The following is a 25,694-nucleotide window of genomic DNA, read 5'->3' as shown; positions in this document are numbered from 1 at the left end:
TTAGATACGAGATAGACTATGTTTAAAACACTATGGTTATTACAAGAAGTTTCGCACAAAAACGCTTTTCGTTCAAGCTTAAATATTAATATCACACATATATGTTGTGAATATCTTTTATATGAACTACCATATAATGATTTTATAACAGAACGTTATATTACGAAGTCAAATTGTTAACTTAAGACTTAAATATTAATATTTCGGCCTTCTCGTCACCCACCATATCAATTTCCTTGGAACCTGTAAGTTTTAGCCCGGCTTTTGCGAAGTTATCTACAAAGTATTTTTTTGAATAGCTAAAATCCTCATAATCAGAGTTAAGCTTATATCCTTCCTTCAACTCATCTTCCCATCTGACTACGGCGGCATAACAACCGCCATCTACCAAAACACGCTTTATAGAAACCGCATAACCGTCAAGTTTGCCTATAAAGTCCGTTGCCAGATCAGACAGCACAAGATTATATTTTGATTGCTCCGATTGCAGATATTTTGATATCTCGGCCTCATGCAACTCATCATATACAGGCTCGCTTTCAACCCTTTTTCCCCTGCATGTCTCTATCATTATCTTTGACAAATCAACACCTACAATACGCCTCGCCAAAGACCTTTTTTTCAATATAAAACCGCAAACGCCCGTGCCGCAACCAAGGTCAAGCACATCATAATTAGGGTTCTTGTCATTAACGTTCCTGAAAACCTCATTAACTAGAGCCTTAGACCCCGAATAGCCGTTATCAATATAATCCTGACGGTAAAAATCAGCTCTTATATCAATAGTTTCTTTTATAAGACTTTCGGGAATAAACTCTACGGTTTTCGGTGAATCTATCTTTTTCAAAAGATATTTAGCCTCAACATGGTCGGGTATTTTTTTCAATACATGCTCAAGCTTCTTTTTAGCCTCCTTGTTTGCTCCTCTGAACATGTAGCAACGTGCAAGATTATAATGAGCATCGATATTATCGGGTGCAAAACGGCAGACTATGCCGAAACGGAATATGGCATCATAAAAATTGCCCTGCTGCATGTGGTACAGACCGAGTTTGTAATTCGTCCCCGGAATATCCTTTAACTTGTCCCTTGAATCATAAATTCCCTGAATTCCGTCCGAAACCTTCTTTTTTATAAATGAAACAGTTCTAACACCCGCATCTGAAAGATCAAAATCACCGATAAACTTGTCCTTGAAGAAACCGCCGACAGAAGCTTTTGTTTTTTGCTTCTTTTTTTTTCTGAATAATACCATAATAAAATTTTTGATTTGTATTAACTATATCTATATTACTTTAATTAGCACTTTTTTTCAAATATTTGTTATTGTATTACGTTAAATCTTTCTGTATATGAAAACAATCGAAATTAATTAATTTTATATGAACGGTGATTAATAATGTCCCTAATAGCAAAACGTCTTTCAAGAATTAAGCCATCAGCAACTATAGCGGTAACTACAAAAGCCCGTGAACTTAAAGCCGCCGGAAAGGATGTTATAGGACTGGGAGCGGGTGAACCAGATTTCGATACGGCAGATAATGTTAAAGAAACAGCAATAAACGCTATAAGAAGCGGAGATACAAAATATACGGCAGTAGACGGAACACCTCAGCTAAAACAGGCAATTTGCGAGAAATTCAAACGTGAAAACGATCTGCACTATACTCCTTCACAGATAACGGTCGGTTCAGGTGCAAAGCACGTAATTTATAACGCCCTGATGTCTACCCTAAACGATGGAGATGAAGTCATAATCCCGGCACCATATTGGGTATCATATCCTGACATGGTAGCTATCGCAGGCGGAGATCCGGTATTTATCGGATGTCCTGCAGAAAATAATTTCAAGCTGAAGCCGGAACAGTTAAGCAGGGTCATTACACCGAAAACAAAATGGATAATCCTTAATTCTCCCAGCAACCCTACGGGAGCAGCATATAACTACGATGAAATGAAGGCTATTACCCAAGTACTGCTTGAACACCCTAACCTATATATCATGGCAGATGATATTTATGAGCATATCGTATATGACGGTTTTAAATTCGTAACGCCTGCACAAGTAGAGCCTAAACTTTTCGAAAGAACCCTTACAATAAACGGGGTCTCAAAAGCATACTCAATGACAGGCTGGAGGATAGGCTATGCGGGCGGCTCGGAAGAATTGATAAAAGCTATTTCCAAGATGCAGTCGCAAAGCACCTCAAATCCTTGTTCCATAAGTCAGGCAGCAGCGGTTGAAGCCTTAAACGGTGATCAGTCCTATCTGAAGGAACGTGCGGAAACCTTTAAAAAACGCCGTGATATGGTTGTTGCCGCACTAAATGACATTGACGGCATTAAATGCAATACGCCCGAGGGTGCTTTCTACGTGTTTCCCGAGTGCAAGGAATTAATCGGCAAAATTGCTCCATCGGGGAATAAAATCAACAATGATACCGAATTTGCTACATACTTGCTTGAAGAAGCATTGGTTGCCGTAGTACCCGGATCGGCATTCGGACTGGAAGGATTCTTCAGAATTTCTTACGCCACATCGGACGAAGCCTTGAAAAATGCCTGCGGACGCATAAAAGAAGCGTGCAACAAATTAAGGTAGCGTTTTAACGACAGCGGTAACGCTTTTTGTACAGGATTACCGCTAAAATACACGTTCTCAAGAGTCAGATATTCATTACTCATTTTGTAGTTTCTTACAAAATCACCTGCTTATTTTGTAATTTTTTCCCAAAATGGTAAGCGTATGGTTGTACTATATTATATATTAAAGTTGTATTGGTATAAATTGCATAATTACATTTATTATTACGTGAATTTTACTTTAAGTGCTTTTTGGCATAAAAATTACGGAGATAAAATATGAGTAAGAAATTACAAAAAAAACAAAACGGTTTTACTCTTGTGGAACTTTCAATAGTACTGGTGATAATAGGATTGATAATTTCAAGTGTATTAGTCGGTCAGGATCTGGTCAGAGGTGCAGAACTTCGGGCGGTTGTGACGCAATATGAATCTTTTAACGCCGCAGTCGGTACATTCCGCGGTAAATATAACGGTCTTCCGGGCGATGTAAGGGCGGAGACTGATTTCGGTTTCGTCGGTAACGGCGACGGGGACACATTATTAGGGGCATCTACCGACCTTACAATAGCTACAACAGCAACTCCTGCATCCGACTTGGGGGAGAACGTTCAGTTTTGGAATCATCTCGGCTCTACGGGAGCGGCCTTGATACCGGGGTCATATGACGGTGCAGCAGTGACTGCCGCTACCGCCTCAGCTACATTGCCAAGCACAAAAGTAGGTCAGTTCTGGGGTGTTTTCAGTGACGGTTCATCAAACTATTTTATGTTAGGAGTTACAGGCGGTGCTTCCGGAGTTTATCTTACAACTGACGTTCTAAACCCGCTTGACGCTCAGAACATTGACGACAAAATTGATGACGGTCAGCCAAGAAGAGGTGTTGTTCATGCAAGGGCAGGTAACGCTACAAACGCAGAAACAGCAGCTGTTTATAACGCTACTGCCGGCAACGCTACCGCATGTGTAACAGGAGCCGCAAATAACAACGCCGTAACGTATAACACTCAGAACGATCTTGTTGTATGCACCCTAAGACTAAGATTTAATCTATAATTAACTAATTATGGTTAAAATAACATTAGTAGAATTAAAACGGAGAAGAAAAATGACATATAAATCTAGAAAATCCCAAAAAGGCTTTACCTTGGTAGAGCTAGCCATAGTACTAGTAATCATAGGTCTTATTGTGAGCGGTGTTTTGGTAGGACAGGATTTAATTAAAGCCGCCGAACTTCGTGCAACGGTACGTCAACATCAGGAATTTCAGGTTGCCGTTAACACATTCTTAGGAAAATATAACGGAATACCGGGTGATACGGACACAGACAAATTCGGGCTTTGTGACGGTGACGGACCTAACCCGACAAACTGTAATATAACAGGTGCCGATGCCGCTGCAACCGGATGTGACGGTGAAGCGAACCTTGGCGACGGAAACGGGTTGATAGGGGACAATAACGGTGGTGCCGTAACACTTCATAACGGTGAAATATCATGCTTTTGGTCACAACTTACCACTCCGGGTAAAGAGCTTGTAAAAGGTGTATTTGACGGATTTTCAAGCACTACCGGAACAGGTACTATAAATGACGGCGTGGGTAATAGCATACCTGCAATGAAAACAACAGGATTTGGCTGGAGCGTTTTCAATGACGGAACGGATAACTATTTCATAACCGGTGTCGTTGGAAGTCAGGACGATGACTTCTTTGATACGGGAGAGCCTTTCGTACCTTTAGATGCTTATGACATTGACAGCAAAATTGACGATGGCGTTCCAAGTGCCGGTAACGTAGTGGCTGTAAACGGTCAGGCCGATGCAACTCCGGATCCGGATGAGCAAGCAGGTGCAGACTTTACAAACGCAGGAGTTTTGGCAACTGCTTGTCAAAATACAACTCCGAATCCTGACGAATATCAATTTACTGCAACAGCTCCGCTTTGTAACATGATGATTAAAATGGAAACATTCTAGATTACTTACTCTAACTCTTCTCGGTAATAAAGAAAGCCCCTCTTAATTGAGGGGTTTTTTTTATTACACTTGAAATTCACCTCCTTGCACTTTATGTAAGTAACAACAAAAATAATCGGGAAACACTGCCTTGATAATATTAGGAATAGAAACAAGTTGCGATGAAACCGCTGTGGCAATAGTTACGGATAAAAAAGATATCCTTTCACACCGGATACTATCACAGGTAAAAGAACATGCCGACTATGGCGGTGTGGTTCCTGAGATAGCCGCCAGAGCACATATTGAGGCGATTGACACCCTTATAACAAAAAGCATGGCTGATGCAGGAATAAACAGCTATAGCGAACTGGACGCAATAGCGGTTACCGCAGGTCCCGGATTGATAGGGGGGGTTATAGTCGGAGTAATGGTGGCAAAGGGTATAGCCTCTGCCGCCGATATACCTATAATCGCAGTAAACCACTTGGAAGGACACGCTCTTACGGTAAGACTTACCGAAGATGTTGAATTTCCGTTCCTGCTATTGCTGGTTTCAGGCGGACATTGCCAGTTCCTAAGCGTTGAAGGGGTAAATAAATACAAAAAATTAGGCGGTACGATAGATGATGCCTTGGGCGAAGCTTTCGACAAGGTCGCTAAAATGCTAAAACTCGGCTATCCGGGAGGGCCTGTCGTTGAAAAAAGAGCTTTAGAAGGTGATGAGAACAGGTTTAACTTTCCCCGCTCATTAAAGGGAAGGGCAGGCTGCGACTTTTCATTTTCGGGGCTAAAAACGGCAGTAAAACGTGAGGTTGATAAACTGGAAAATATAACCGAAAAAGATATAAATGATATTTGTGCATCATTTCAAAAATGCGTGGGTGACATAATTAAAGACAGGCTCAAAAATGCCATTGAAATTTATGAAGAGTTATACCCTGACGCAAAACGTCTTGTTATCGCAGGGGGAGTTGCTGCAAATAAATATATCAACAACACAATAGATGAAATTACCGAACAAAAAGGATATACACGACACAGCCCTCCTATCGGACTTTGTACCGACAACGGGGCTATGATAGCATGGGCAGGCATTGAACGAATGAAAGCCGGATTGGTCGATGATATAGACTTTGTGCCAAAAGCACGTTGGTCTTTGTCAGGATAGTAAATAAATTGCTTACAAATTCGGTCAATTATGTCTATAAAGGGCAAAAACATAAAATTATATATGACTATGAATGTTGAGCATTTAAAAAATAACATACGCCATAACTGGAAAAATCAGGAAGTGGAAGCTTTGTTCGCATTGCCGTTTAATGACCTTGTGTTCAAAGCTGCGTCCGTACATCGTGAAAACTTCAACCCTAACGAAGTACAGGTAAGCACCCTGCTTAGTATAAAAACGGGGGCATGCCCCGAAGACTGCAAATACTGCCCGCAGTCTGCTCATTATGATACCGGATTAAAGAAAGAACCTCTGATTGATGTAGCAAAAGTAAAAGGGGAAGCTCAAAAAGCAAAAGATGCGGGAGCATCACGCTTTTGTATGGGAGCCGCATGGCGGAACCTCAATGACAGGGACTTGCCTAAAGTGGAAGAAATGATATCCGAGGTAAAATCTCTGGGGCTTGAAACATGTGTAACACTAGGCATGGTTAAAAAAGAGCAGCTAAGCCGCCTCAAAGAAGCCGGACTTGATTATTATAACCATAATATAGACACGTCCGAGGAATATTATTCAAAGATAATCAGCACCCGTAACTTCTCGGACAGGCTGGAAACGCTGAAAAATATAAATGAGGTCGGGCTTAAAACCTGCTGCGGCGGCATTGTGGGTATGGGCGAAACATTGCAAGACAGGGTAAAAATGCTGTCAACCCTTGCGAACCTGCCTGAACACCCTGAGTCAGTGCCTATTAATATGCTGGTCAAAATTGAAGGTACACCGCTTGAACTGGAAGCCGATATAGACCCTTTTGATTTTGTAAGAACAATCGCCGTTGCCCGTATAATGATGCCTAAGTCATATGTTAGGCTGTCGGCAGGACGTGAGAGCATGAACGACCAAATGCAGGCTTTGTGCTTTTTGGCAGGAGCAAATTCAATTTTCTACGGCGAAAAACTACTTACGACTCCAAACCCCAAAGAAAATGAGGATAAAAAGCTATTTAACCGCTTAGGAATTGAAATTGAAGGGATTTGTAAACAAAATATTAAGGAATCCGCAGTAAGATAGCTTTAAAAAGTTCCGATTATAAACAAATACAAAAGAATATGGACGAACAAAAATTAAAAGAACTTAATTTACAAAAAGCCGCCTCAAAAAAAAGGGAGTATAAAGTTGAAGGCTCGCCCGATATCGGGCTGTATTTCACTAGCCCCATGCAAACTAGCGGCTATGAATTCCCGATAGCACTCGGACACGCCTTCCGTCAGGTAAACAAATCGTTTTATGAAAAAAACATGCACGCTCTTGAGTTTTACCTACCCGGCGCTTCTGATGAAGATTATCACACAAATGCCGATCTTGTTTCTGCAATATGCAAAAATAGCGGCATTGTATTCATTATTAAATCACGTATAGAAATGCTGGAAAAGTATAACGCCGACGGAATCATACTTGATGATAATGAGGCAGAAAATATAGAAAATCTAAGGAAAAAATTCGGTGACAACTTTATAATCGGCATAGACTGCAAAGGCTGTATAGCAACCGCAAAAAAATATATAGTTAATGATATTATAGATTATGTATCGTTTGAATATAGCGGAGATAAAACTTTTGAACTTGTCCAATACTGGAAAACCCATTCTGAAAAACCATGTGCCGTAAAGGGCTATATAACTAGGGAAGTGTGCGAACAGCTTACGCATAGCGGTGTGGATTTCATAGGATGCGGTGATTTCGTATGGGATAGGAAAGAAAACATAGCTGAAGCAGTAGACGAAATCAGCAAAACAATAGAAGATTCTATTTCGGGGAGGAACTTGCAGTAATTACTCTAATGTCATTCAACGGTGAATCCCGTGTATGACAAAAAGTTACTTGTTCGGGGAGAAAATGAAGAAGGATAACTGGTATAATAACGGCAAAGAACATATCTGGCACCCATACACGCAGGAAAAAACCGCACCGGAGCCGATAAAGGTCGTGTCCGCAGACGGCTGCAAGGTAACCTTGGAGGACGGCAGCCGGCTTATTGACGGCATATCTTCATGGTGGAGTGCATGCCACGGATATAATAACCCTCACATCATAAACGCTTTAACAACGCAGGCAAAAATAATGCCGCATTTCATGTTTGCAGGCACGGCAAATGAACAGGCGTATAAACTTGCCCGAAGACTGGCTAATCTTACCGGACTTGACAGGGTCTTTTTTACGGATTCAGGCTCAACTGCAGTTGAAACCGCCATGAAAATGGCTGTACAATTCTGGCGTAATCAGGGAAACAAAAAACGTAATAAGTTTATCAGTTTCGATAACGGCTATCACGGCGATACTATGGGCTGTATGTCTTTATGTGACCCCGATGACGGTATGCACAGGTTCTTTAACGATTATATGCCTAAACAATTCTCTTTAAGAGTGCCGAGCGATGAATATGATTTCGCAGAATTTGAAACTATGGTTGACGGCATAGGCGATACCGTAGCGGGCGTTATCATTGAACCGCTGGTACAGGGAGCAGGGGGGCTAAAATTCCACTCAACCGATGTTCTTGCAGAAATATACCGCATATGTAAAAAATATGATCTGCTGTTTATAGCCGACGAGGTAATGACGGGGTTCGGACGTACAGGCTATATGTTCGCATGTGAGGAGGCCTCAATAACTCCGGATATAATGTGCGTAGGAAAAGGGCTGACGGGCGGAGTTATGACCCTTGCCGCCACAATAACCACAGAAGATGTTTATAACGGTTTCTTAAGTGATGAAATGGAAAAAGCACTTATGAGCGGCCCTACCTTCATGGCAAACCCGCTTGCATGTGCCGCCGCAAATGCGTCTTTGGATTTGTTTGAATCAGAAAACAGGCTTGAACAGGTGAGTGCAATAGAAAAACAGCTATATCAGGCACTAAAGCCGCTAAAAAAGCTAGAGAAAGTTATTGATGTCAGGATAAAAGGTGCGATAGGGGTCGTCCAGTTGGATACAAACTGGGACGAAATATTCCAAATGCGTAGCGAATTCATAAAACGTGGTGTATGGCTTCGCCCGTTTAAGGACGTTGTCTATATCATGCCGCCTTTTACCATATCAAAAGAAGAACTGACAACCCTAACCGACACATTATGTAAAGTCGTATTATCTTTATAATCTAAAAAGGGCATTGCTAACTAATGTAGTTTTACGTCATTACCCGAATTTTGTGTAACAAAATTATAGGGTAATCCTGTTCAAATTACCTGAGATTCCCCTATAATTTACATACGTAAGTTCGGGGAATGACACAACTTAAGAAGTGTTAATTATTTTTGTTAGCAATGCCTAAAAAAGAATCATCTTTTTACATCATTATTCATATATAAAACAAAAACTCTGAGCAAAATCAAATTACTGCTTGCAACGACACGCCGCCTATGCTAAGTATGCCCCGATTCACTTAAGTTCGTAAAGGGAAGAGCTTACAAATATGTCAAATTCCATATTATCAAAACGTTACGCAAAAGCCGTTTTTGAGTTAGCCTTAGAGTCAAAGTCCGTTGACAAAGTACAAAAAGACTTCGTTTCACTACAGGAGCTGTTGAAAGAATCACAAAATTTACGTGAAGCTGTGCAAAATCCTGTGATTTCAAAATCGGAACAGCATAATGCTATGCTGTTTATCCTGAAAAAAATAGGCGTAAACGACATTACCGAAAAGTTCATCAAGGTGCTTATAGATAACGGAAGGCTAAAAATTCTTTATGATGTGGCAAGTTCGTATTTTGAAATGGTAAAAGAGCATAACGGAGAGGTTACGGCTAACATTATATCCGCAAAACCTCTTTTGAAAAAACAAATTACGGATATCGAGAAATCCTTGAGTAAAACTCTGAACAAAACCGTAACCGCACAAGAGCAAGTCGATGAGGCTATTTTGGGCGGTATAATAGTAAGGGTCGGTTCAAAAATGATAGACGCATCAGTATCGGGCGGTCTGGAAAAATTAAAAGTTATAACAAAACAGGCAATAGCCGGTTAAGCAAAAAAAGTAAATATTCGTTTAAGGAGTTAAATTTATGAGTATCCGCGCGGCAGAAGTTTCAAGTATATTGAAAAAGCAGATAGCAAACTATAATAACGAGCCTGAATTAAGTGAAATCGGTCAGGTTGTTACCGTAAAAGACGGTATCGCCGTGATTTACGGACTTGACGATGTTCAGGCAGGTGAGATGATAGAATTCAAGGGCGGTCTAAAAGGCATGGCACTTAACCTCGAAACCGACAATGTGGGTGTGGTTATCTTCGGTGCGGACACGGATATCAAAGAGGGTGACACGGTAAAACGTACCGGAAAAATAGTTGAAGTCGGCATAGGAAAAGAGCTGTTAGGTCGTGTAGTTGACGGTCTTGGCAACCCTATAGACGGCAAAGGCCCTTTAAAATGCAAACAGACCAGCCGTATTGAAGTAAAAGCTCCGGGAATTATCGCACGTAAATCGGTACACGAGCCTGTGCAAACGGGTATTAAAGCTATTGATGCTCTTATCCCTATCGGTCGCGGTCAGCGTGAGCTTATCATCGGTGACCGTCAGACAGGTAAAACAGCCGTTGCTATCGACACAATACTTAACCAAAAATCAATCAACAGCAAAACCGATGATGAAAGCAAGAAGCTTTACTGTATCTATGTTTGTATCGGTCAAAAACGCTCAACTGTGGCAAAAGTAGTTAAGAAACTAGAAGAAACAGGTGCTTTAGAATATACTATAGTTGTTGCGGCAACCGCTTCAGACCCTGCACCTCTTCAATATCTTGCACCATATGTCGGTGTTACCATGGGTGAATATTTCCGTGATAACGGTATGCACGGGCTGATAGTTTATGATGACCTTTCAAAACATGCGGTTGCTTATCGTCAGATGTCCCTGCTTCTTCGTCGTCCTCCGGGTCGTGAAGCATATCCGGGTGACGTATTCTACTTGCACTCACGCTTATTGGAACGTGCGGCTAAAATGTCTGATGAAAACGGTGCAGGTTCACTTACCGCCCTTCCTATCATTGAAACACAGGCGGGCGACGTATCTGCATATATCCCGACAAACGTAATATCAATTACCGACGGTCAGATATTCTTAGAAACCGACCTTTTCTATAAAGGTGTACGTCCTGCGGTTAACGTTGGTCTGTCAGTATCCCGTGTGGGTTCGGCAGCACAGCTAAAAGCGATGAAACAGGTTGCAGGTTCAATTAAACTGGAATTGGCACAATACCGTGAAATGGCGGCATTCGCACAGTTCGGTTCAGACCTTGATGCGGCTACCCAGCAGTTACTTGCTCGCGGCTCAAGATTAGTGGAATTGCTTAAACAAGGACAGTATTCTCCGCTTGTTATGGAAGAACAGGTTGTTGTAATATTTGCCGGTGTAAAGGGATATCTGGACAAAATACCTCAAAATGATGTGGTTGCGTTTGAAAAAGCATTCCTCGGCAAGCTTCGCTCTTCTCATAAGGATATTTTGGACGCAATCCGTACCGAGCAAAAAATATCGGAAGATGTTGAAGGTAAGCTGAAAAAAGTGTTGGGTGAATTTGTAAAAACGTTTGTAGCATGATTCTGTAATTCTTGGACTCTAGGGAAAAGTTATGGCTAACTTAAAAGATTTAAAAATCAGGATTAACAGCGTTAAATCGACTCAAAAGATAACCAGTGCGATGAAGGTGGTATCCGCTGCAAAGTTGCGTAAAGCACGTGAGCTTGCTGAAAATGCAGCCCCTTACGCAGAACGCATGGAAAAAGTCCTAAGTACCCTTGCCGCTAATGTATCACCGGAATCCGCACCTAAATTGCTTGTCGGTAACGGTAAGGATAATGTACACCTGCTGGTGGTAATATCTTCCGACCGCGGGTTATGCGGAGCTTTTAACACACACCTTATCAAGGCTGTAAAAGCAAAGATACAGAATCTTAAATCGCAAAAGAAAGAGTATAAGATAATATGTATCGGTAAAAAAGGATATGAACTTTTAAAAAACGAACATAAAGATAATATCATCGGGAAAACTTTTGATATAAGTAAAAAGAAATTCATTCCGTTCGAAGATGCGGCAGAGCAATCAAACAACATTATAAAAATGTTCAATAATGGTGAATTTGACGTATGCACGATATATTACAACAAGTTCATTACCGCAATTTCTCAGGAAGTTACCGAACAACAATTAATACCGCTTAACATAGACAAGGAACATGCCGTACAAACCGATTCAATCTTCGAGTTTGAACCGTCCGAGTCACAAATATTAGAAGAATTGTTGCCGAAAAATCTAGGTGTGCAGGTATATAACGCATTTTTAGAAAACTCCGCAAGTGAGCATGGTGCAAGAATGTCCGCAATGGACAATGCGACGAGGAACGCAGGTGAAATGATTAAGAAACTTACTCTTGTTTATAACAGAACAAGGCAGGCTGCCATTACAACCGAGTTGATTGAAATTATCGCAGGTGCGGAAGCGGTGTAGATATGCTAAAAAAAGGCGATATTGTTGACTTAATTGCGCCATCGTCGGGATTTAGTGAAGAGATATATAATAGTTGTTTGAAAATTATAGAGGATTTTGGCTTAAAAGCTAATACAAAGCCCTATTTAGAGCTGATAGACGGCAAAAACGAGCTGACATCAAATTCTGTCGAGTATCGGTTTAATCATCTTGTATCGGCTTTGAAAAATAGCGAGTCCAAAGCGATATGGTGTATAGCCGGCGGCTACGGTTCATATCAGCTTCTTGACAAGCTCGGTACGATTCCGGCACCCGTATCAAAAAAAGCTTTTATAGGATTTAGTGATAATACCGCACTAATGAATTTTTTTGTAAATAAATGGAATTATCCATGTATATATGCCCCTCCGTTAAAGCAGATAGCAAACGGTGAGGTGTCGCAAAAAGCCCTAGAAAGTTTGAAAAAGTCTTTATTTGAAGATAAATATGACGATATAAAGCTAAAACCTCTAAACGAAAAAGCTAAAACCCAAGGGCAGGTTGCCGGAAAAATAATAGGAGGCTGCCTTTCGTTGGTACAAACTACGCTAGGCACTCAAAATAGTATTAACACCGAAGGCAAGATTATTTTGCTAGAAGATGATAAATATGAAACAGCCGGTCGTATAGACCGCATATTCAATCATCTTGGTCAGGCGGGCTTTTTCAAAGAAAGCGTCGCCATAATACTGGGAAGTTTTTTTGAAGACGAGTTTGAAAAAAAAGAAAAGGGTTTCAATGAAGCCTTGGAAAGTTTAAAAAAATATACGGGAATAAATACTATTCCGTTGTTTAAAGCAGATGACATAGGTCATTGTAAAGATATGATTAGCGTACCTTTCGGTACATTTGTAAATATAAAAACGGGTGAAAATCCCGTATTGAAAATTGGATTGTAAAAACAATAACTTTGTTACTTTAAGGAGCGATAAAATGGCAGCAACAAAAAAGAAAAGCAGTTCGGCAACAGGTAAGATTACTCAGGTAATCTCGGCTGTAGTTGACGTACAATTCGAGGACGGAAACCTTCCTGCGATACTAAACGCACTGGAGTGTGAAAATAACGGCAAGAAACTGGTTCTGGAAGTTGCACAGCACTTAGGAGAGAACACAGTGCGTACTATTGCGATGGACGCAACAGACGGTCTTGTTCGTGGTGCGGAAGTTACCGATACGGGCGGGCAGATATCTGTTCCCGTAGGCCAGGCAACATTAGGGCGTATCATGAACGTCATCGGCGAGCCTATTGACGAGCTTGGTCCTGTAAAAACCAAAGAAAGGGCTCCCATACACGCTGAAGCCCCTGCTTTTGTAGACCAGTCCACTTCAGAAGAAATACTTGTTACGGGTATTAAAGTTATCGACTTGCTAGCTCCTTACGCAAAAGGCGGTAAAGTAGGATTGTTCGGTGGTGCGGGTGTCGGTAAAACCGTGCTTATCATGGAACTTATCAACAATATCGCAAAAGCACATGGCGGTTTCTCGGTATTTGCCGGAGTGGGTGAGCGTACCCGTGAAGGTAACGACCTTTACCACGAGATGATCGAATCAAAGGTTATTAACCTTGAAGACCAGTCAAAATCTAAAGTTGCCCTTGTTTACGGACAAATGAACGAGCCTCCCGGAGCACGTGCACGTGTTGCCCTTACCGGCTTGACACAAGCCGAATATTTCCGTGATAAGGAAGGTCAGGACGTACTATTCTTCGTAGATAACGTATTTAGGTTCACACAAGCAGGCTCGGAAGTTTCGGCACTTCTGGGACGTATCCCGTCGGCGGTAGGTTATCAGCCTACACTAGCTACCGATATGGGTGCGATGCAGGAGCGTATTACTTCAACTAATAAAGGTTCGATTACCTCTGTACAGGCGATTTATGTACCTGCGGACGACCTTACCGACCCTGCTCCGGCAACTTCATTTGCCCACTTGGACGCTACAACGGTACTTTCACGTCAGATAGCCGAGCTTGGTATTTATCCTGCGGTTGACCCTCTTGACTCAACGTCACAGATGCTTGCACCTAACATTGTAGGTGAAGAACATTATAACACGGCTCGTGAAGTTCAGCGTGTCTTACAAACATATAAGTCATTACAAGATATCATTGCGATTTTAGGTATGGACGAGCTTTCGGAAGAAGACAAACTTACGGTTGCCCGCGCGCGTAAGATTCAGCGTTTCCTTTCTCAGCCGTTCCACGTTGCGGAGGTATTCACAGGCACTCCGGGAACTTTAGTATCGCTTGATGATACGATTAAAGGCTTTAAAGAAATAGTTGAAGGTAAGTACGATAACCTGCCTGAGGCGGCATTTTATATGGTAGGCTCAATTGATGAGGCTATCGAAAAAGCTAAAACAATGGCGGCTAAAGCGGCATAATTAAAGAACTATGAATATAGGAACTGAGAATTTAAGAAAACTCTTATTTTCTTAGTTCCTTTATCCGGAGGATAAAATGAGCAAAATAAACGTTGAACTGGTAACACCTGAAAAATTAGTCTTATCAAAAGATGTCGATATGGTAGTTATACCCGGAAGCGATGGTGATTTTGGTGTTCTTGCCAATCACTCGCCGGTTATTTCAAGCATACGTCCGGGAGTCGTTCAGCTTGAAGAAGGCTCGGACAAACAAAAAATATTCATCAGCGGAGGCTTTGCCGAAGTTACGGGTGAACGCTGCACAATTTTAGCTACGGAGTCCGAAGACGTTACTAACACCGACGCTTCGGAAATTGAAAATATGATAAATGCGGCTATAGCGTTTAAACAAGAAAAATAGCATTAATGTCACTCTCATTTAACTTTATCTTACAGCCTACTTATTATAAACAGGGCTTTTTTAACGTTTCTGTTCGTTACCAGAACTATTTTGGCAACGATGACGAGGCTATAAATATTTTGTATGATAATTATAAAATTTCCGGACACATAAACAGACGTTGCAACAACACATATGCTCCAAGAATTTTTGGAAAATAAGCACTTCGTGAATGGTTTCAAGAGAACTTCGAACAAAAAGATGTTATTACCGTTACCGTAGTTTCAAAAAATACTATAAAACTAAGCAAAACTAGCTCCGATAATCCGCATTTATAGTTATATAGTCATGAGTAAGGTCACACGTCCAGACCGTTGCTTCCCCATCATCTATACCGACATCCGTTAATATCTCGATATTCTGCCCCTTCATATGGGCGGTTACATCACCTTCGTTATAAGAAGGGTTTAGCTGACCGTCCGTAACTATATTTACACCTCCCACAGAAACGCTCATAGCGTCCCTATCAGCCTCTTCTCCCGACTTACCTACCGCCATAACTATCCTGCCCCAATTTGCGTCTTCACCTGCTATTGCAGTCTTAACAAGGGGTGAGTTGGCAATACTCATAGCTATAACCTTGGCGGCTTTTTTATTTTCTGCTCCTGTCACGGTAATTTGAACGAACTTGGCAGCACCTTCACCGTCCTTCACCACCTGATGAGCTAAATCAAGTAATAACTCCTGTAATTTGTCCTCAAAATCCCTCAGGTCGGCTTTTTTATCATTGCCCGCCTTGCCCGTAGCGAAAATAAGTGCCGTATCGGAAGTTGAAGTATCGCTATCAACCGTAATTGAATTAAAGGAGTTTTCTATAGATTTCAAAAATATCTTCTGTAACTTTTCCTGCTCGATATTAGCATCGGTAAAAATATAGGAAAGCATGGTTGCCATGTCAGGTGCAATCATGCCAGAACCTTTAGCAATGCCGTTTATCCTGACTTCTACGCCGCCTATAACGGCAGTTCGGGTACTGCCCTTAGGATATGTGTCGGTAGTCATTATAGCCTTCGCTGCCTCTTCGTAGATATCGGGCTTTAAATTATTTTTAAGGGAAGATAAAGCACTCGTAATCTTATCATCAGGCAACGGTGCACCTATAACGCCCGTTGCACAAGGATAAACCTCCTCATTATCACAATCGAAAATCTGTGCCGTATAATTTACTATACGCTCAACCGATTCTTCTCCCGAACGACCGTTAAACGCATTGGAGTTCCCCGAATTTACTATCAATACTCTTGCCGCCCCCTGTTTTAACGCCTCACGCCCCCAAAGAATATTGGCACTACACGTTTTTGATTTGGTAAAACACCCCGCCACAACCGTACCTGCTGCAAATTCCGCAAGCATCAAATCCGTCCTGTTCTTATATTTTATACCGACGGCGGCAGTAGCTATTTTTACGCCCTCAATTTGAGGCATAACAGGAAAAGAGGTTGGAGCAAGAGGGGATATTTTCATATATTTTCCTTAATTACCACGCTCAAAATAGCATTGAGCGTTTTTTAAATAGATACTGAAATAAATTCAGTATGACAAATTATATTTAACTATTGACCGCAATACCGTCCGGAATATGCAAAGTAGTGGTAGGGAAGGCTATCTGTGCATCATGCTTATCAATAATTTCAGATATCTTAAGCATTATGTCCTGCCTTATTTCGTGATACCGAATCCAGTCAGTTGTGTGGGTAAATGTATATACAAGAAAATTAACGGAAGATGCCCCAAACTCATCAACATTAACAATCAAAGTCTTGTTCTCGTCTATTTCCGTATGTTGAATAAGCATTTGCCTTACATAGTCAACTATCTTTTTAACCACGCCCATATCATCATAACGGACACCGACATACATTTTTATACGCCTGTTTTGCATACGGGAAGGGTTCTCAACCGAAATACTGGAGAAAACAGAATTAGGCACATATAAAGGGCGTTTATCAAAAGTTCGGATTCGAGTCTGTCTCCAGCCTATGTCTTCAACCGTACCCTCTATCTCTTGATCGGGAGAACGAATCCAGTCACCAATCTTAAACGGCTTATCTAAATATATCATCATTGCACCGAAGAAATTTGCCAGCAGGTCTTTTGCCGCAAAACCTATCGCCACGCCTCCGACACCTCCGAATGCAAGAACACCGCTAACACTAAAGCCCAAAGTCTGCAATATAACTAATGCTGCCGTAATTATCACAGACGCACGCAATATCTTACTTACTGCGTCAATAGTTGTCTTGTCATAATCGGAGCCGTCTTTTTTCTTGCCCCTGTCAATGATATTATTCTGGGCATTCTTGATAAAACGGGTAACAAACCACGTAACCGAGGCAATTATACCGACGTCACGAAACGGATAAATAGCAGAAAATATCGGCGTTTGCGTTTCTTTATAGATTATCTCAATCGCAAATGTCATGCCGATAATCCATATCAATATGCGTATAGGACGCCTTAAGGCAAGAATCAAAGCATCGTCCCACAGATTCTTGGTCTTTTCAAATTTGACCTTTAATTTCTCTACGAACTTACTAACAAAATAGCCTGCAAAAAGTGTCAGGAATATAACTATGAAAACCTGCGTTACCCAGCGGGTTTCCTCATTCATTAATAAAAAATCTTTTATCTGTTCCATAATTATTTAATCACGTCAATATCCATATAAGGCTTCAATATGTCAGGCACGGTTATTGAGCCGTCAGCGTTCTGGTAGTTCTCCATAACGGCAATCATTGCCCTGCCTACCGCCAACCCTGAGCCGTTTAATGTGTGTACAAACAGATTTTCGCCTTTTTCGTTTTTGTAGCGTGCATTCATACGGCGTGCCTGAAAATCACCACAATTAGAACAACTTGAAACCTCACGGTACTTTACCTGACCGGGCATCCACAACTCAAGGTCGTAGGTTTTTCTTGCTGAAAAGCCCATATCGCCCGTACATAACTTCATCACACGGTAAGGTATTTTAAGCCTTCTTATTATCTCCTCGGCACATGCGGTTTTACGCTCCAACTCCTCATCGGAACTATTCTCATCGGTAATGCTTACAAGCTCAACCTTCCAAAACTGGTGCTGACGTATCATGCCGCGTGTATCCTTGCCCGCAGCACCTGCCTCAGACCTGAAACACGGGGTTAAAGATACCATACGCATCGGCAATTGGTCTTCATTTAAAATTGACTCCCTAACCACATTTACGAGAGGCACTTCCGCCGTTGGAATGATACGGTAATTGTCGGTAGTCTGAAAAGAATCCTCGGCAAATTTAGGCAACTGACCCGAACCGAACATAGCGTCATCACGCACCAAAATAGGAACGGCTGTTTCCTCGTAGCCGAATTCTTTAGTGTGAACATCTATCATGAACTGCCCCAACGCCCTTTCAAGCCTTGCCAACGCCCCTTTTAAGATAACAAAACGGCTGCCGGATATTTTAGCGGCAGTTTCAAAATCCATTAGACCCAAGGCTTCACCAAGCTCAAAATGCTCCTTAGGGTGGAAATCGAAATCAGGCTTATCACCCCAACGCCTTACTTCCTCATTGTCATCTTCAGACTCTCCGAAAGGTACATCATCAGCGGGGATATTAGGCAATGTATATAGCAGCTCGTCAACAAGTTCGGTAGGAATATCCTCCGACTCATTCTCCATCTTGGACTTTAACTCCTGCACCTGAGCCTTAAGCTCCTTAGATTTAGATATAGCCTCGGACGCATCTTCACCCTTGGCTTTTAACATGCCTATCTTCTTTGCCCATTCATTTGCCTGTTGCTGCAAATCCTGTAAAGCCGTTTTCTCGCCACGCACTTCCTTATCACGCCTCAATATCTCGTCAGAAATAGGCCCAAGACCACGCCTTTTCATACCATCGTCAAAATATTCGGGATTTTCCCTTATCGCTTTTATGTTATGCATTTTTATTCCGTTTATAATTAGTGTTTGTGTTGAGTGTTTGTGCTGAGTGATAATAATTCTGATAAAAAAACTCCATCACTTAGCACTAACACTAACAACTTTCATTATTTTTTTGCACCCACTTACATGCTATTATGGAGCATTCGTATAACAACAACATCGGCAAGGCAAGACCTATTTGACTGATAATATCAGGAGGGGTCAAAAACGCTGCAACAAGTAGCACCATAACCACAGCGTATTTACGCTTCTTACGCAATCCTTCCGATGTTAGAAAGCCAAATCTGGCAAGCAATGTAAGCAATACGGGCAACTGAAAGGCTATCCCGAACGCCAATATAAGATTTATCACCAATGACAAATATTCGCCGACCCTAGCCTCAAGCTGTATCGGCAATCCTCCCGCCCCTCCCGGACTTTCAAAACTGACGAAAAACTTCCACGCCAAGGGAAATATCCAGTAATAGACCAAAGCACCGCCACCTACGAATAATATGGGAGTAGCAACTATAAAAGGCAATAAAACCCTCTTTTCCTTCTTATAAAGACCGGGAGCTAAAAAAATATAAACCTGCGATGCTAAAAAAGGGAACGATACAAACAAAGCGGCATAGAACGCCACCTTCATGTAAGTAAAAAAAGCTTCTGTCAACCCCGTATAAATAAGCCTCTTATCCTGTTCATTGCCATAAATATCCGCCAACGGGCGTACTAAAAACGCATATATATCCTCGGCGAAATAGTAACAGACCGCAAACGCTATTACAAAAACGGCTAAAGATACGAATATCCTACTCCTAAGCTCCCTTAAATGGTCGGCCAGAGAAGCTTCCTTATCCTGTATCGTATCGGTATCCATGTGCATATTTATTCTTAATTTACAACAGCATTAATATTACAAATTCTCCACTTTTTCAAGTGCCAAGAAAAACGGCTAAATTATTTAACAAGCTTTTAACTTTATGTACCTACATATCTGCCATAAAACCTCGTAATAAATTGATTTTTTGTATAATCGAATACATACTATTATCGTATTCGACGCTTTTAAAATAACATATCTTACTGCAACGCAATAATAACCTTGAAGTGAAGTTACAAAAATAGTACAATAATAAGGTGGCTATATAACAAAGGCACAATAAAATCTATGATGATAAAAAATTTAAAACAACCGGCTCGGGGTTTCAGTTTCACTGAAATGTCAGTAGTTCTGGCATCGGTCGCCACCATTATCGTACTTACATTGGGTGGCGTAAGCATGGTTCAAAAAACTAAATATCGCAATATACTTACACACATTTCCGAATTCACCGAATCCATCGAACAATTTGAAAAAAAATACGGCTCTCTGCCCGGAGATATCGCAGATATAACCGGCTTATCGGGTGCATCAGGAGCCGGAAACGGCAACGGAGCTATTGACACGCCGGATGAAGCACTGGACGCATGGCATCACTTAAGCGTTGCCGGACTTATCGAAGGAAGTTTTGACGGTAACTCTACAAATCTACCGGGAATAGGAGTTCCTAAAGCAGATATCGAAGGCGGGGGATACAAAATAACTCCGGCAGCAAGTACGGGATTCAACACCGATGCGGACGCTACGAACGACCTGCCTGAACAGGCTTTAATAATTGAATTGGCAGGATTCTCTTCTTCTAGTAACTCTCTGCCCATATTAACCGCCGAAGATGCTAAAATAATAGATGAAAGGGTAGATGACGGAAATCCGTTAACGGGTACTATTCTGGCAGAAGGATTAAATAATGACTGCGTCACGGCAGGAGGAGAATATAACCTGTCCGAAAAAACAGCTTCATGCAGAGTGCTATTTATCATAAAAGGAAAAAACACTCATCAGAACGCTCCACAAGCATCAGGTTTCTGTAACGAGCTTGGTCAGACGAGGCAAAAAAGCGACGTTAGCCAAAAATGCCCACAAGGCTATGAGGGCAACGTAGTTGAGACTTGCAGGATTGACTCCGGTAATCAGGGAGAATGGGAAACAACCGAAAGAAAATGTGTAGAGGTAAAATGCAGCGGCGGAGGTTCATTCGGCTCGACAAGAAGGCTTTCATGCATAAATAATATGTTAGGCACCGAAGGTATCGTTGAAAGATGTACTGAAAACGGTATCTGGAAGGTAGTAAGCTCAGATTGCGAACACAGAAGCGACCTTTCGTGCGAAACAGACGGAGAAATCAGAAAAGCACAGGCGTGTGACCTAGAAGAAACAGGATTTGTTTTACAAACCTGCACAAACAATAAATAGAGCGTACCTTCCGCAGCACCCGATTTTCAATGCTTAAATGTAACATGCGGCGCAAACAATATCGGTGACACACAAACCGTAAGTAATTGCGGAAGTAATTATACGGGACAGGTTGTTGAATTATGTACGGCAGCAGGAACGTGGGAAGAAACATCTATAGGCTCTACCTGTGTACCGATATACGGAACATGTAGTGCAAGTTCAGATACGACCCAAAACATCGGATGCCCGCCGGGGAAAACAGGAAGCCATATTGTTACGTGCATAGATAATGGCAGCAATGATTATTGGACGACCCTGCGTGATAACTGCCAACCTATAAAGTGTGGCGGAGGACATAATATCGGCAGCGTAAGGGTAAAAGAAGGGGCGTTCTGCCCTGATAACAAGAACGGAAAGGTAATGGAATATTGCGATGAAACAGGAACGTGGCAACCCACTTTTACCAATTGCGTAACCGGAGTTTGTGAATCACCAAAAGACAACCAAGGGAATGCTCTCTGGCCCACAAGTATAGGCGGAACCATAAATGTAAATGCTACGGCTTGTATAGAAGGATATGAAGAATCCGGCGGAACTCCTACCAGAAACTGCAATGCGGACGGAACTTGGAGCAATACCGTAAATGATGCATGTGTACGGACAACATGTCCTGCGATACCGGCTGCTAATTATAACAATACGGTAACTACTGACGACGATGCTATATATCCGGTCACAAATGCTGGCGACCGGAACATTTCGGCAGTAACATTTCCTAATCAATGCCAAAACTCCGGTTATTTAGCCCCGGAAGGATACCCCGTTGCCGATTGCAACATCAACGGTGATTGGGAAAATGAACGAATAAGCTGCAAAGGAACCCCTTGTGGAGACGCATCTGCACCGGCATTTGCCTCTATGATATTATGGTTCGATGCAAGTGATAATTGTCAGGTCTTTAGTGACGATAGCTGCACCACTACCGCAACTCCTGATTCCGATTCCGTAGCATGTTTTAAGGATAAAAAATCTAACTTCGAAGCAAAACAGACGAATCCTTCAAAGCGTCCTGCTTATGTAATCTCATCATCTGCTAATAGTCTTAATACCGTTGATTTTTCAGGAACAGCCGGTGAAAAACTATCCATGGCAGATGATAACGGTTTAGATACATCGGATTTTACGAGATTTTTTGCAGTAGTGAAATTTGATAATTTTACTACCGGAAACAGTATTCTTTCTAAAACTTTAAGCGGAGTCGCCAGAATGTATCATTACCATACCGGCTCCGGAACATCTCCTAATCAGTTTATATTTTCAATGAGTAATGGTCCGGGTGCAGAACGCTCTGTAACCTCAGGCAATGTTATTGATTCGGGACAATACACGTTATTAGGAGAAATAAAACACGGTGCCGTTAACAGAACATACAAAAACGGTGTTCAAACAAGCTATAATGCATGGTGTTGTAATCCGACGGTAACAGCAGGAACTACAGACGCTGAAATAGGTTCAAATGATAATGATACGAAACCCATGGATGGTGAAATCGGAGAAATAATACTAATAGGGAATTCCGGTGCAAATCTTCCTGTAAGAGTATACCTTGCAGATAAATGGGGAATAACCATTCCTTAGAAATATCATATTTATAACTATTTTTGCAATTACCTTGAAAAACATATTTAAAAATGATATAATAATAAATCAGATGTTTATGTAGGGGAAAATTATGCTGGGGGAAAATTTTAAACACAAGGTCAAGGGCTTTAGTTTTGTCGAGATGTCGGTTGTCTTGGCGTCTATTGCAGCCGTTGTTGTAATGACAACCGCCGGTGTTAGCCTGATGAAACGAGGAAAATTACAAAACATCATTTCAGATATATCAAGTTTTTCAAATTCCATTTCCGAATTCAAACAAACATATGACGCTCTCCCGGGAGATATCTCCAATGTTTCATCACTTTCAGGAGCCAATGCAGGCAACGGTGACGGCACTATAAACTCAACAGATGAGGCACTGGACGTATGGCAGCATTTAAGCATTGCAGGACTTATTGAGGGAAGCTTTGACGGTAACTCTACAAATCTACCGGGAATAGGAGTTCCTCCCGCCGATATTGAAGGCGGGGGATACAAAATAACTCCGGCAGCAAGTACGGGATTCAACACCGATGCGGACGCTACGAACGACCTACCGGAACAGGCTTTAATAATTGAATTGGCAGGATTTTCTTCTTCTAGCAACTCTCTGCCCATTCTAACCTCCGAAGATGCTAAAACAATAGATGAACGGGCAGATGACGGCAATCCGTTAACGGGTACTATTCTGGCAGAAGGATTAAATAATGACTGTGTTACGGCAGGAGGTGAATATAACCTTTCTGAAAAAACGGCATCATGCAGAGTGCTGTTTTTAATTAGATCAGGGAAGGCGAGTAATGTTGCTCCTGAGGTTTCGGGGTCTTGTGCCGAACTCGGACAAACAAGGCAGGTAGGTGATGTTAACCAAACCTGCCCGACAGGTTACGTAGGAAAAATTATCGAAACATGCCGAATAGGCTCCGACAATCAGGGCGTCTGGGAAATTACAGACAGGCTATGTACGGAAGTAAAGTGCGGTAAGGACGGTATGTTCGGAGACATAAGAAAACTATCGTGCATAAACAAAATGAAAGGAACAGAAGGTATCGTTGAACAATGTACCGAAAACGGCGTGTGGAAAGTACTGCGTTCGGATTGCAACATTGTAACATCAACGCCTTGCCCGACAAACGGTGATGTAAGACCTCATGCACAGGCGTGCGATTGGGGTGAACAGGGGTATATGATACAAACCTGTACTAACAATAAATGGGGAACTCCTACTACCGACACATGCTCGGCAATTTTGTGCGATTCCGATAATATCGGTGATGTGCAGGATTCTGCTTCAACTTGTGGCTCGGCGGACTACAACGGAACCGTAAAAGAAGTCTGTACCGGTGCCGGAACTTGGCAAAAAACCTCTATAGGTTCTACATGCACACCTGATTATTCGGGAAGTTGTACTTTCGGAGTAAGTGCGGACAAAGATATAGGGTGTCCGCCGGGGAAAACCGGAACGCACATATTAACATGTATAAACGCAGATACCGATTACTGGACGACTCTAACCGACACTTGCAGACCTATAAAATGTGATGGAGACATAAACATAGGAAATGTGCGGGTAAAAGAAGGAGCTTTCTGTCCCGATAATAAGAACGGTACGGTAATGGAATATTGTGATGAAACCGGAGCATGGGTAGCTCTCACCAACAACTGCGTAACAGGAGTTTGTGAGCAACCAAGCGACACTGACGGAAATGCATACTGGCCTACAACCACTGCAAGCAACCCTGCAACAGGAACTTGTATAGAAGGATATGAAGAATCGGGCGGAACACCAACCAGATTATGCAATGCGGACGGAACATGGAGCAATACCGTAAATAATGAATGTGTAAGGATAACATGTCCTGCAATACCGGCTGCTAATTATAACGATACGGTAACTACTGACGACGATGCTATATATCCGGTCACAAATGCAGGCGACTGGAATATTTCGGCAGTAACCCCTCCTAATCAATGCCAAACTTCCGGATACTCCGCTCCCGAAGGATATCCTATAGCGGACTGTGGACTTGACGGCACTTGGAGTAATGAAAGGATTAAATGCAAAGTCAGTGTCATTGTTTCGTGTCCGGGTGTTACAGGTCCTGTTATGGGTATGCCTCTTTGTCCGGAAGGAGATCTTTTTTATGCAAGCCAGTCAGGTGATCATGGTTGTGCACGAATGATTGAAGGTGGTGGCTGTGATCCTAATAATATTAATGATGTAATGTTCTATGCCGGAGACGTGCCGGGAACTACCACTGACTTCTTCGTTCGTCGCTGTGATTTAAGCCAAAGCTATGACGCAGTTGATGACAGGTGTGAACATAGCGATACTACTACTACTACAAGAGATACATATCAATGGAAGAATGCAAATTCAGAATCTGCTACTGTAAATGTTGTAAATCTATCAGTATGGACTACTACAGCTGCAATTGATGGGCCAATCAATACAGATACATTAGTAGCAGATGGTTCAGGCACTCACGCTGCTGCAGAGACTTGTAATGCCCTAGGTGCTGGCTGGTACTTACCTGCAATATCTGAATTAGATGTTATGTATGCTAATTTAATTGGCACAGACGACCCTGATCATCCATTGCCTACGGTTAATAATGCAGCAGATGTAACAAACTCAGGAACAACAGGCCCTCTCAGAAGTAGCTTTAATGTTACAGGCACGTGGTACTGGTCGTCTTCGGAGCGCAGTAGTACTCGTGCCTGGGACCAGCGTTTTGGTAACGGTTTCCAGTACTACACCAATAAGCATCATATTAGTCTTGTCCGTTGTGCCAGGAGATGAATCATTTAATTATTTAATCAT

At 41.9% G+C, this 25,694-nt stretch carries 22 protein-coding genes; 16 read left to right on the top strand and 6 right to left on the bottom strand.

What is annotated here, in order from left to right; genetic code table 11:
- Positions 1-181 precede the first annotated feature (181 nt).
- Positions 182-1,255, bottom strand: coding sequence for a methyltransferase domain-containing protein (locus O2942_03690; GenBank protein MDA0781349.1), 1,074 nt, complete (start codon positions 1,253-1,255; stop codon positions 182-184).
- 144 nt (positions 1,256-1,399) lie between these two features.
- Between O2942_03690 and O2942_03685 the strand changes: the two genes are divergently transcribed.
- From O2942_03685 to atpC, 13 genes are all read left to right on the top strand, one after another.
- Positions 1,400-2,602 (top strand): pyridoxal phosphate-dependent aminotransferase, encoded by a 1,203-nt coding sequence (locus tag O2942_03685; GenBank protein ID MDA0781348.1) that lies wholly within the window; start codon positions 1,400-1,402, stop codon positions 2,600-2,602.
- Between the two features lie 260 nt (positions 2,603-2,862).
- A complete protein-coding gene (locus O2942_03680; GenBank protein MDA0781347.1) occupies positions 2,863-3,639 on the top strand; it encodes a prepilin-type N-terminal cleavage/methylation domain-containing protein in 777 nt (258 codons plus the stop codon).
- Positions 3,640-3,691: 52 nt separating this feature from the next.
- Positions 3,692-4,561 (top strand): prepilin-type N-terminal cleavage/methylation domain-containing protein, encoded by an 870-nt coding sequence (locus O2942_03675; GenBank protein ID MDA0781346.1) that lies wholly within the window; start codon positions 3,692-3,694, stop codon positions 4,559-4,561.
- Between the two features lie 130 nt (positions 4,562-4,691).
- Positions 4,692-5,711: a tRNA (adenosine(37)-N6)-threonylcarbamoyltransferase complex transferase subunit TsaD gene (gene tsaD, locus O2942_03670; GenBank protein ID MDA0781345.1), complete on the top strand. Its 1,020-nt coding sequence runs from the start codon at positions 4,692-4,694 to the stop codon at positions 5,709-5,711.
- Between the two features lie 69 nt (positions 5,712-5,780).
- Positions 5,781-6,782, top strand: a complete 1,002-nt coding sequence (gene bioB / locus O2942_03665; GenBank protein MDA0781344.1) for a biotin synthase BioB — start codon at positions 5,781-5,783, stop codon at positions 6,780-6,782.
- Between the two features lie 38 nt (positions 6,783-6,820).
- Positions 6,821-7,543, top strand: coding sequence for a thiamine phosphate synthase (locus tag O2942_03660; protein MDA0781343.1), 723 nt, complete (start codon positions 6,821-6,823; stop codon positions 7,541-7,543).
- Positions 7,544-7,577: 34 nt separating this feature from the next.
- The gene (locus tag O2942_03655; protein MDA0781342.1) at positions 7,578-8,867 is read left to right on the top strand and encodes an adenosylmethionine--8-amino-7-oxononanoate transaminase; all 1,290 of its coding nucleotides are present in this window, start codon (positions 7,578-7,580) and stop codon (positions 8,865-8,867) included.
- Between the two features lie 316 nt (positions 8,868-9,183).
- Complete coding sequence (locus O2942_03650) at positions 9,184-9,735, top strand: F0F1 ATP synthase subunit delta (GenBank protein ID MDA0781341.1); 552 nt, start codon at positions 9,184-9,186, stop codon at positions 9,733-9,735.
- Between the two features lie 37 nt (positions 9,736-9,772).
- Positions 9,773-11,308 carry a F0F1 ATP synthase subunit alpha gene (gene atpA / locus O2942_03645; protein MDA0781340.1) on the top strand — a complete coding sequence of 512 codons (1,536 nt, stop codon included), beginning with the start codon at positions 9,773-9,775 and terminating at the stop codon, positions 11,306-11,308.
- Positions 11,309-11,339: 31 nt separating this feature from the next.
- A complete protein-coding gene (locus O2942_03640) occupies positions 11,340-12,215 on the top strand; it encodes a F0F1 ATP synthase subunit gamma (GenBank protein MDA0781339.1) in 876 nt (291 codons plus the stop codon).
- A gap of 2 nt (positions 12,216-12,217) precedes the next feature.
- Positions 12,218-13,132: an LD-carboxypeptidase gene (locus O2942_03635; protein ID MDA0781338.1), complete on the top strand. Its 915-nt coding sequence runs from the start codon at positions 12,218-12,220 to the stop codon at positions 13,130-13,132.
- 34 nt (positions 13,133-13,166) lie between these two features.
- Positions 13,167-14,615: a F0F1 ATP synthase subunit beta gene (gene atpD, locus O2942_03630; protein ID MDA0781337.1), complete on the top strand. Its 1,449-nt coding sequence runs from the start codon at positions 13,167-13,169 to the stop codon at positions 14,613-14,615.
- Between the two features lie 76 nt (positions 14,616-14,691).
- A complete protein-coding gene (gene atpC, locus O2942_03625) occupies positions 14,692-15,015 on the top strand; it encodes an ATP synthase F1 subunit epsilon (protein ID MDA0781336.1) in 324 nt (107 codons plus the stop codon).
- 291 nt (positions 15,016-15,306) lie between these two features.
- Here the strand turns inward: atpC and argJ are convergent, their stop codons facing one another.
- The 4 genes from argJ to tatC form a co-directional block, all read right to left on the bottom strand.
- Complete coding sequence (gene argJ / locus O2942_03620) at positions 15,307-16,518, bottom strand: bifunctional glutamate N-acetyltransferase/amino-acid acetyltransferase ArgJ (protein MDA0781335.1); 1,212 nt, start codon at positions 16,516-16,518, stop codon at positions 15,307-15,309.
- An 85-nt stretch (positions 16,519-16,603) separates the two neighbouring features.
- Complete coding sequence (locus O2942_03615) at positions 16,604-17,692, bottom strand: mechanosensitive ion channel family protein (protein MDA0781334.1); 1,089 nt, start codon at positions 17,690-17,692, stop codon at positions 16,604-16,606.
- A gap of 2 nt (positions 17,693-17,694) precedes the next feature.
- Positions 17,695-18,972, bottom strand: a complete 1,278-nt coding sequence (gene serS / locus O2942_03610) for a serine--tRNA ligase (GenBank protein MDA0781333.1) — start codon at positions 18,970-18,972, stop codon at positions 17,695-17,697.
- Between the two features lie 91 nt (positions 18,973-19,063).
- Entirely contained in the window at positions 19,064-19,837 is a 774-nt protein-coding gene (gene tatC / locus O2942_03605; protein ID MDA0781332.1) for a twin-arginine translocase subunit TatC, read from the bottom strand.
- A 285-nt stretch (positions 19,838-20,122) separates the two neighbouring features.
- Here tatC and O2942_03600 point away from each other — a divergent pair, with 285 nt between their 5' ends.
- Entirely contained in the window at positions 20,123-21,247 is a 1,125-nt protein-coding gene (locus O2942_03600) for a hypothetical protein (protein ID MDA0781331.1), read from the top strand.
- Between the two features lie 98 nt (positions 21,248-21,345).
- Here O2942_03600 and O2942_03595 read toward each other — a convergent pair whose 3' ends face one another.
- Positions 21,346-21,513, bottom strand: a complete 168-nt coding sequence (locus O2942_03595; protein MDA0781330.1) for a hypothetical protein — start codon at positions 21,511-21,513, stop codon at positions 21,346-21,348.
- A gap of 136 nt (positions 21,514-21,649) precedes the next feature.
- On the opposite strand from O2942_03595, the gene O2942_03590 reads away from it, so the two are divergent.
- The gene (locus O2942_03590) at positions 21,650-22,867 is read left to right on the top strand and encodes a hypothetical protein (protein ID MDA0781329.1); all 1,218 of its coding nucleotides are present in this window, start codon (positions 21,650-21,652) and stop codon (positions 22,865-22,867) included.
- A 94-nt stretch (positions 22,868-22,961) separates the two neighbouring features.
- Complete coding sequence (locus O2942_03585; protein MDA0781328.1) at positions 22,962-25,673, top strand: hypothetical protein; 2,712 nt, start codon at positions 22,962-22,964, stop codon at positions 25,671-25,673.
- Positions 25,674-25,694: the final 21 nt, after the last annotated feature.

The organism is Pseudomonadota bacterium (assembly GCA_027620075.1).
GTDB lineage: Bacteria > Pseudomonadota > Alphaproteobacteria > Rickettsiales > UBA6187 > 1-14-0-20-39-49.
The sequence above is the reverse complement of the archived record's forward strand: the minus strand, read 5'-3'. Positions and strand labels throughout refer to the sequence as shown.

Excerpts from the sequence above, each read along its gene's own strand:
- O2942_03690 (MDA0781349.1), bottom strand. The coding sequence starts at position 1,255 with ATGGTATTATTCAGAAAAAAAAAGAAGCAAAAAACAAAAGCTTCTGTC.
- O2942_03685 (MDA0781348.1), top strand. The coding sequence starts at position 1,400 with ATGTCCCTAATAGCAAAACGTCTTTCAAGAATTAAGCCATCAGCAACT.
- O2942_03680 (MDA0781347.1), top strand. The coding sequence starts at position 2,863 with ATGAGTAAGAAATTACAAAAAAAACAAAACGGTTTTACTCTTGTGGAA.
- O2942_03675 (MDA0781346.1), top strand. The coding sequence starts at position 3,692 with ATGACATATAAATCTAGAAAATCCCAAAAAGGCTTTACCTTGGTAGAG.
- bioB (MDA0781344.1), top strand. The coding sequence starts at position 5,781 with ATGAATGTTGAGCATTTAAAAAATAACATACGCCATAACTGGAAAAAT.
- O2942_03660 (MDA0781343.1), top strand. The coding sequence starts at position 6,821 with ATGGACGAACAAAAATTAAAAGAACTTAATTTACAAAAAGCCGCCTCA.
- O2942_03655 (MDA0781342.1), top strand. The coding sequence starts at position 7,578 with ATGACAAAAAGTTACTTGTTCGGGGAGAAAATGAAGAAGGATAACTGG.
- O2942_03650 (MDA0781341.1), top strand. The coding sequence starts at position 9,184 with ATGTCAAATTCCATATTATCAAAACGTTACGCAAAAGCCGTTTTTGAG.
- atpA (MDA0781340.1), top strand. The coding sequence starts at position 9,773 with ATGAGTATCCGCGCGGCAGAAGTTTCAAGTATATTGAAAAAGCAGATA.
- O2942_03640 (MDA0781339.1), top strand. The coding sequence starts at position 11,340 with ATGGCTAACTTAAAAGATTTAAAAATCAGGATTAACAGCGTTAAATCG.
- O2942_03635 (MDA0781338.1), top strand. The coding sequence starts at position 12,218 with ATGCTAAAAAAAGGCGATATTGTTGACTTAATTGCGCCATCGTCGGGA.
- atpD (MDA0781337.1), top strand. The coding sequence starts at position 13,167 with ATGGCAGCAACAAAAAAGAAAAGCAGTTCGGCAACAGGTAAGATTACT.
- atpC (MDA0781336.1), top strand. The coding sequence starts at position 14,692 with ATGAGCAAAATAAACGTTGAACTGGTAACACCTGAAAAATTAGTCTTA.
- argJ (MDA0781335.1), bottom strand. The coding sequence starts at position 16,518 with ATGAAAATATCCCCTCTTGCTCCAACCTCTTTTCCTGTTATGCCTCAA.
- O2942_03615 (MDA0781334.1), bottom strand. The coding sequence starts at position 17,692 with ATGGAACAGATAAAAGATTTTTTATTAATGAATGAGGAAACCCGCTGG.
- serS (MDA0781333.1), bottom strand. The coding sequence starts at position 18,972 with ATGCATAACATAAAAGCGATAAGGGAAAATCCCGAATATTTTGACGAT.
- tatC (MDA0781332.1), bottom strand. The coding sequence starts at position 19,837 with ATGCACATGGATACCGATACGATACAGGATAAGGAAGCTTCTCTGGCC.
- O2942_03600 (MDA0781331.1), top strand. The coding sequence starts at position 20,123 with ATGATGATAAAAAATTTAAAACAACCGGCTCGGGGTTTCAGTTTCACT.
- O2942_03595 (MDA0781330.1), bottom strand. The coding sequence starts at position 21,513 with ATGCACGTAACAATATGGCTTCCTGTTTTCCCCGGCGGGCATCCGATG.
- O2942_03590 (MDA0781329.1), top strand. The coding sequence starts at position 21,650 with ATGGAATATTGCGATGAAACAGGAACGTGGCAACCCACTTTTACCAAT.
- O2942_03585 (MDA0781328.1), top strand. The coding sequence starts at position 22,962 with ATGCTGGGGGAAAATTTTAAACACAAGGTCAAGGGCTTTAGTTTTGTC.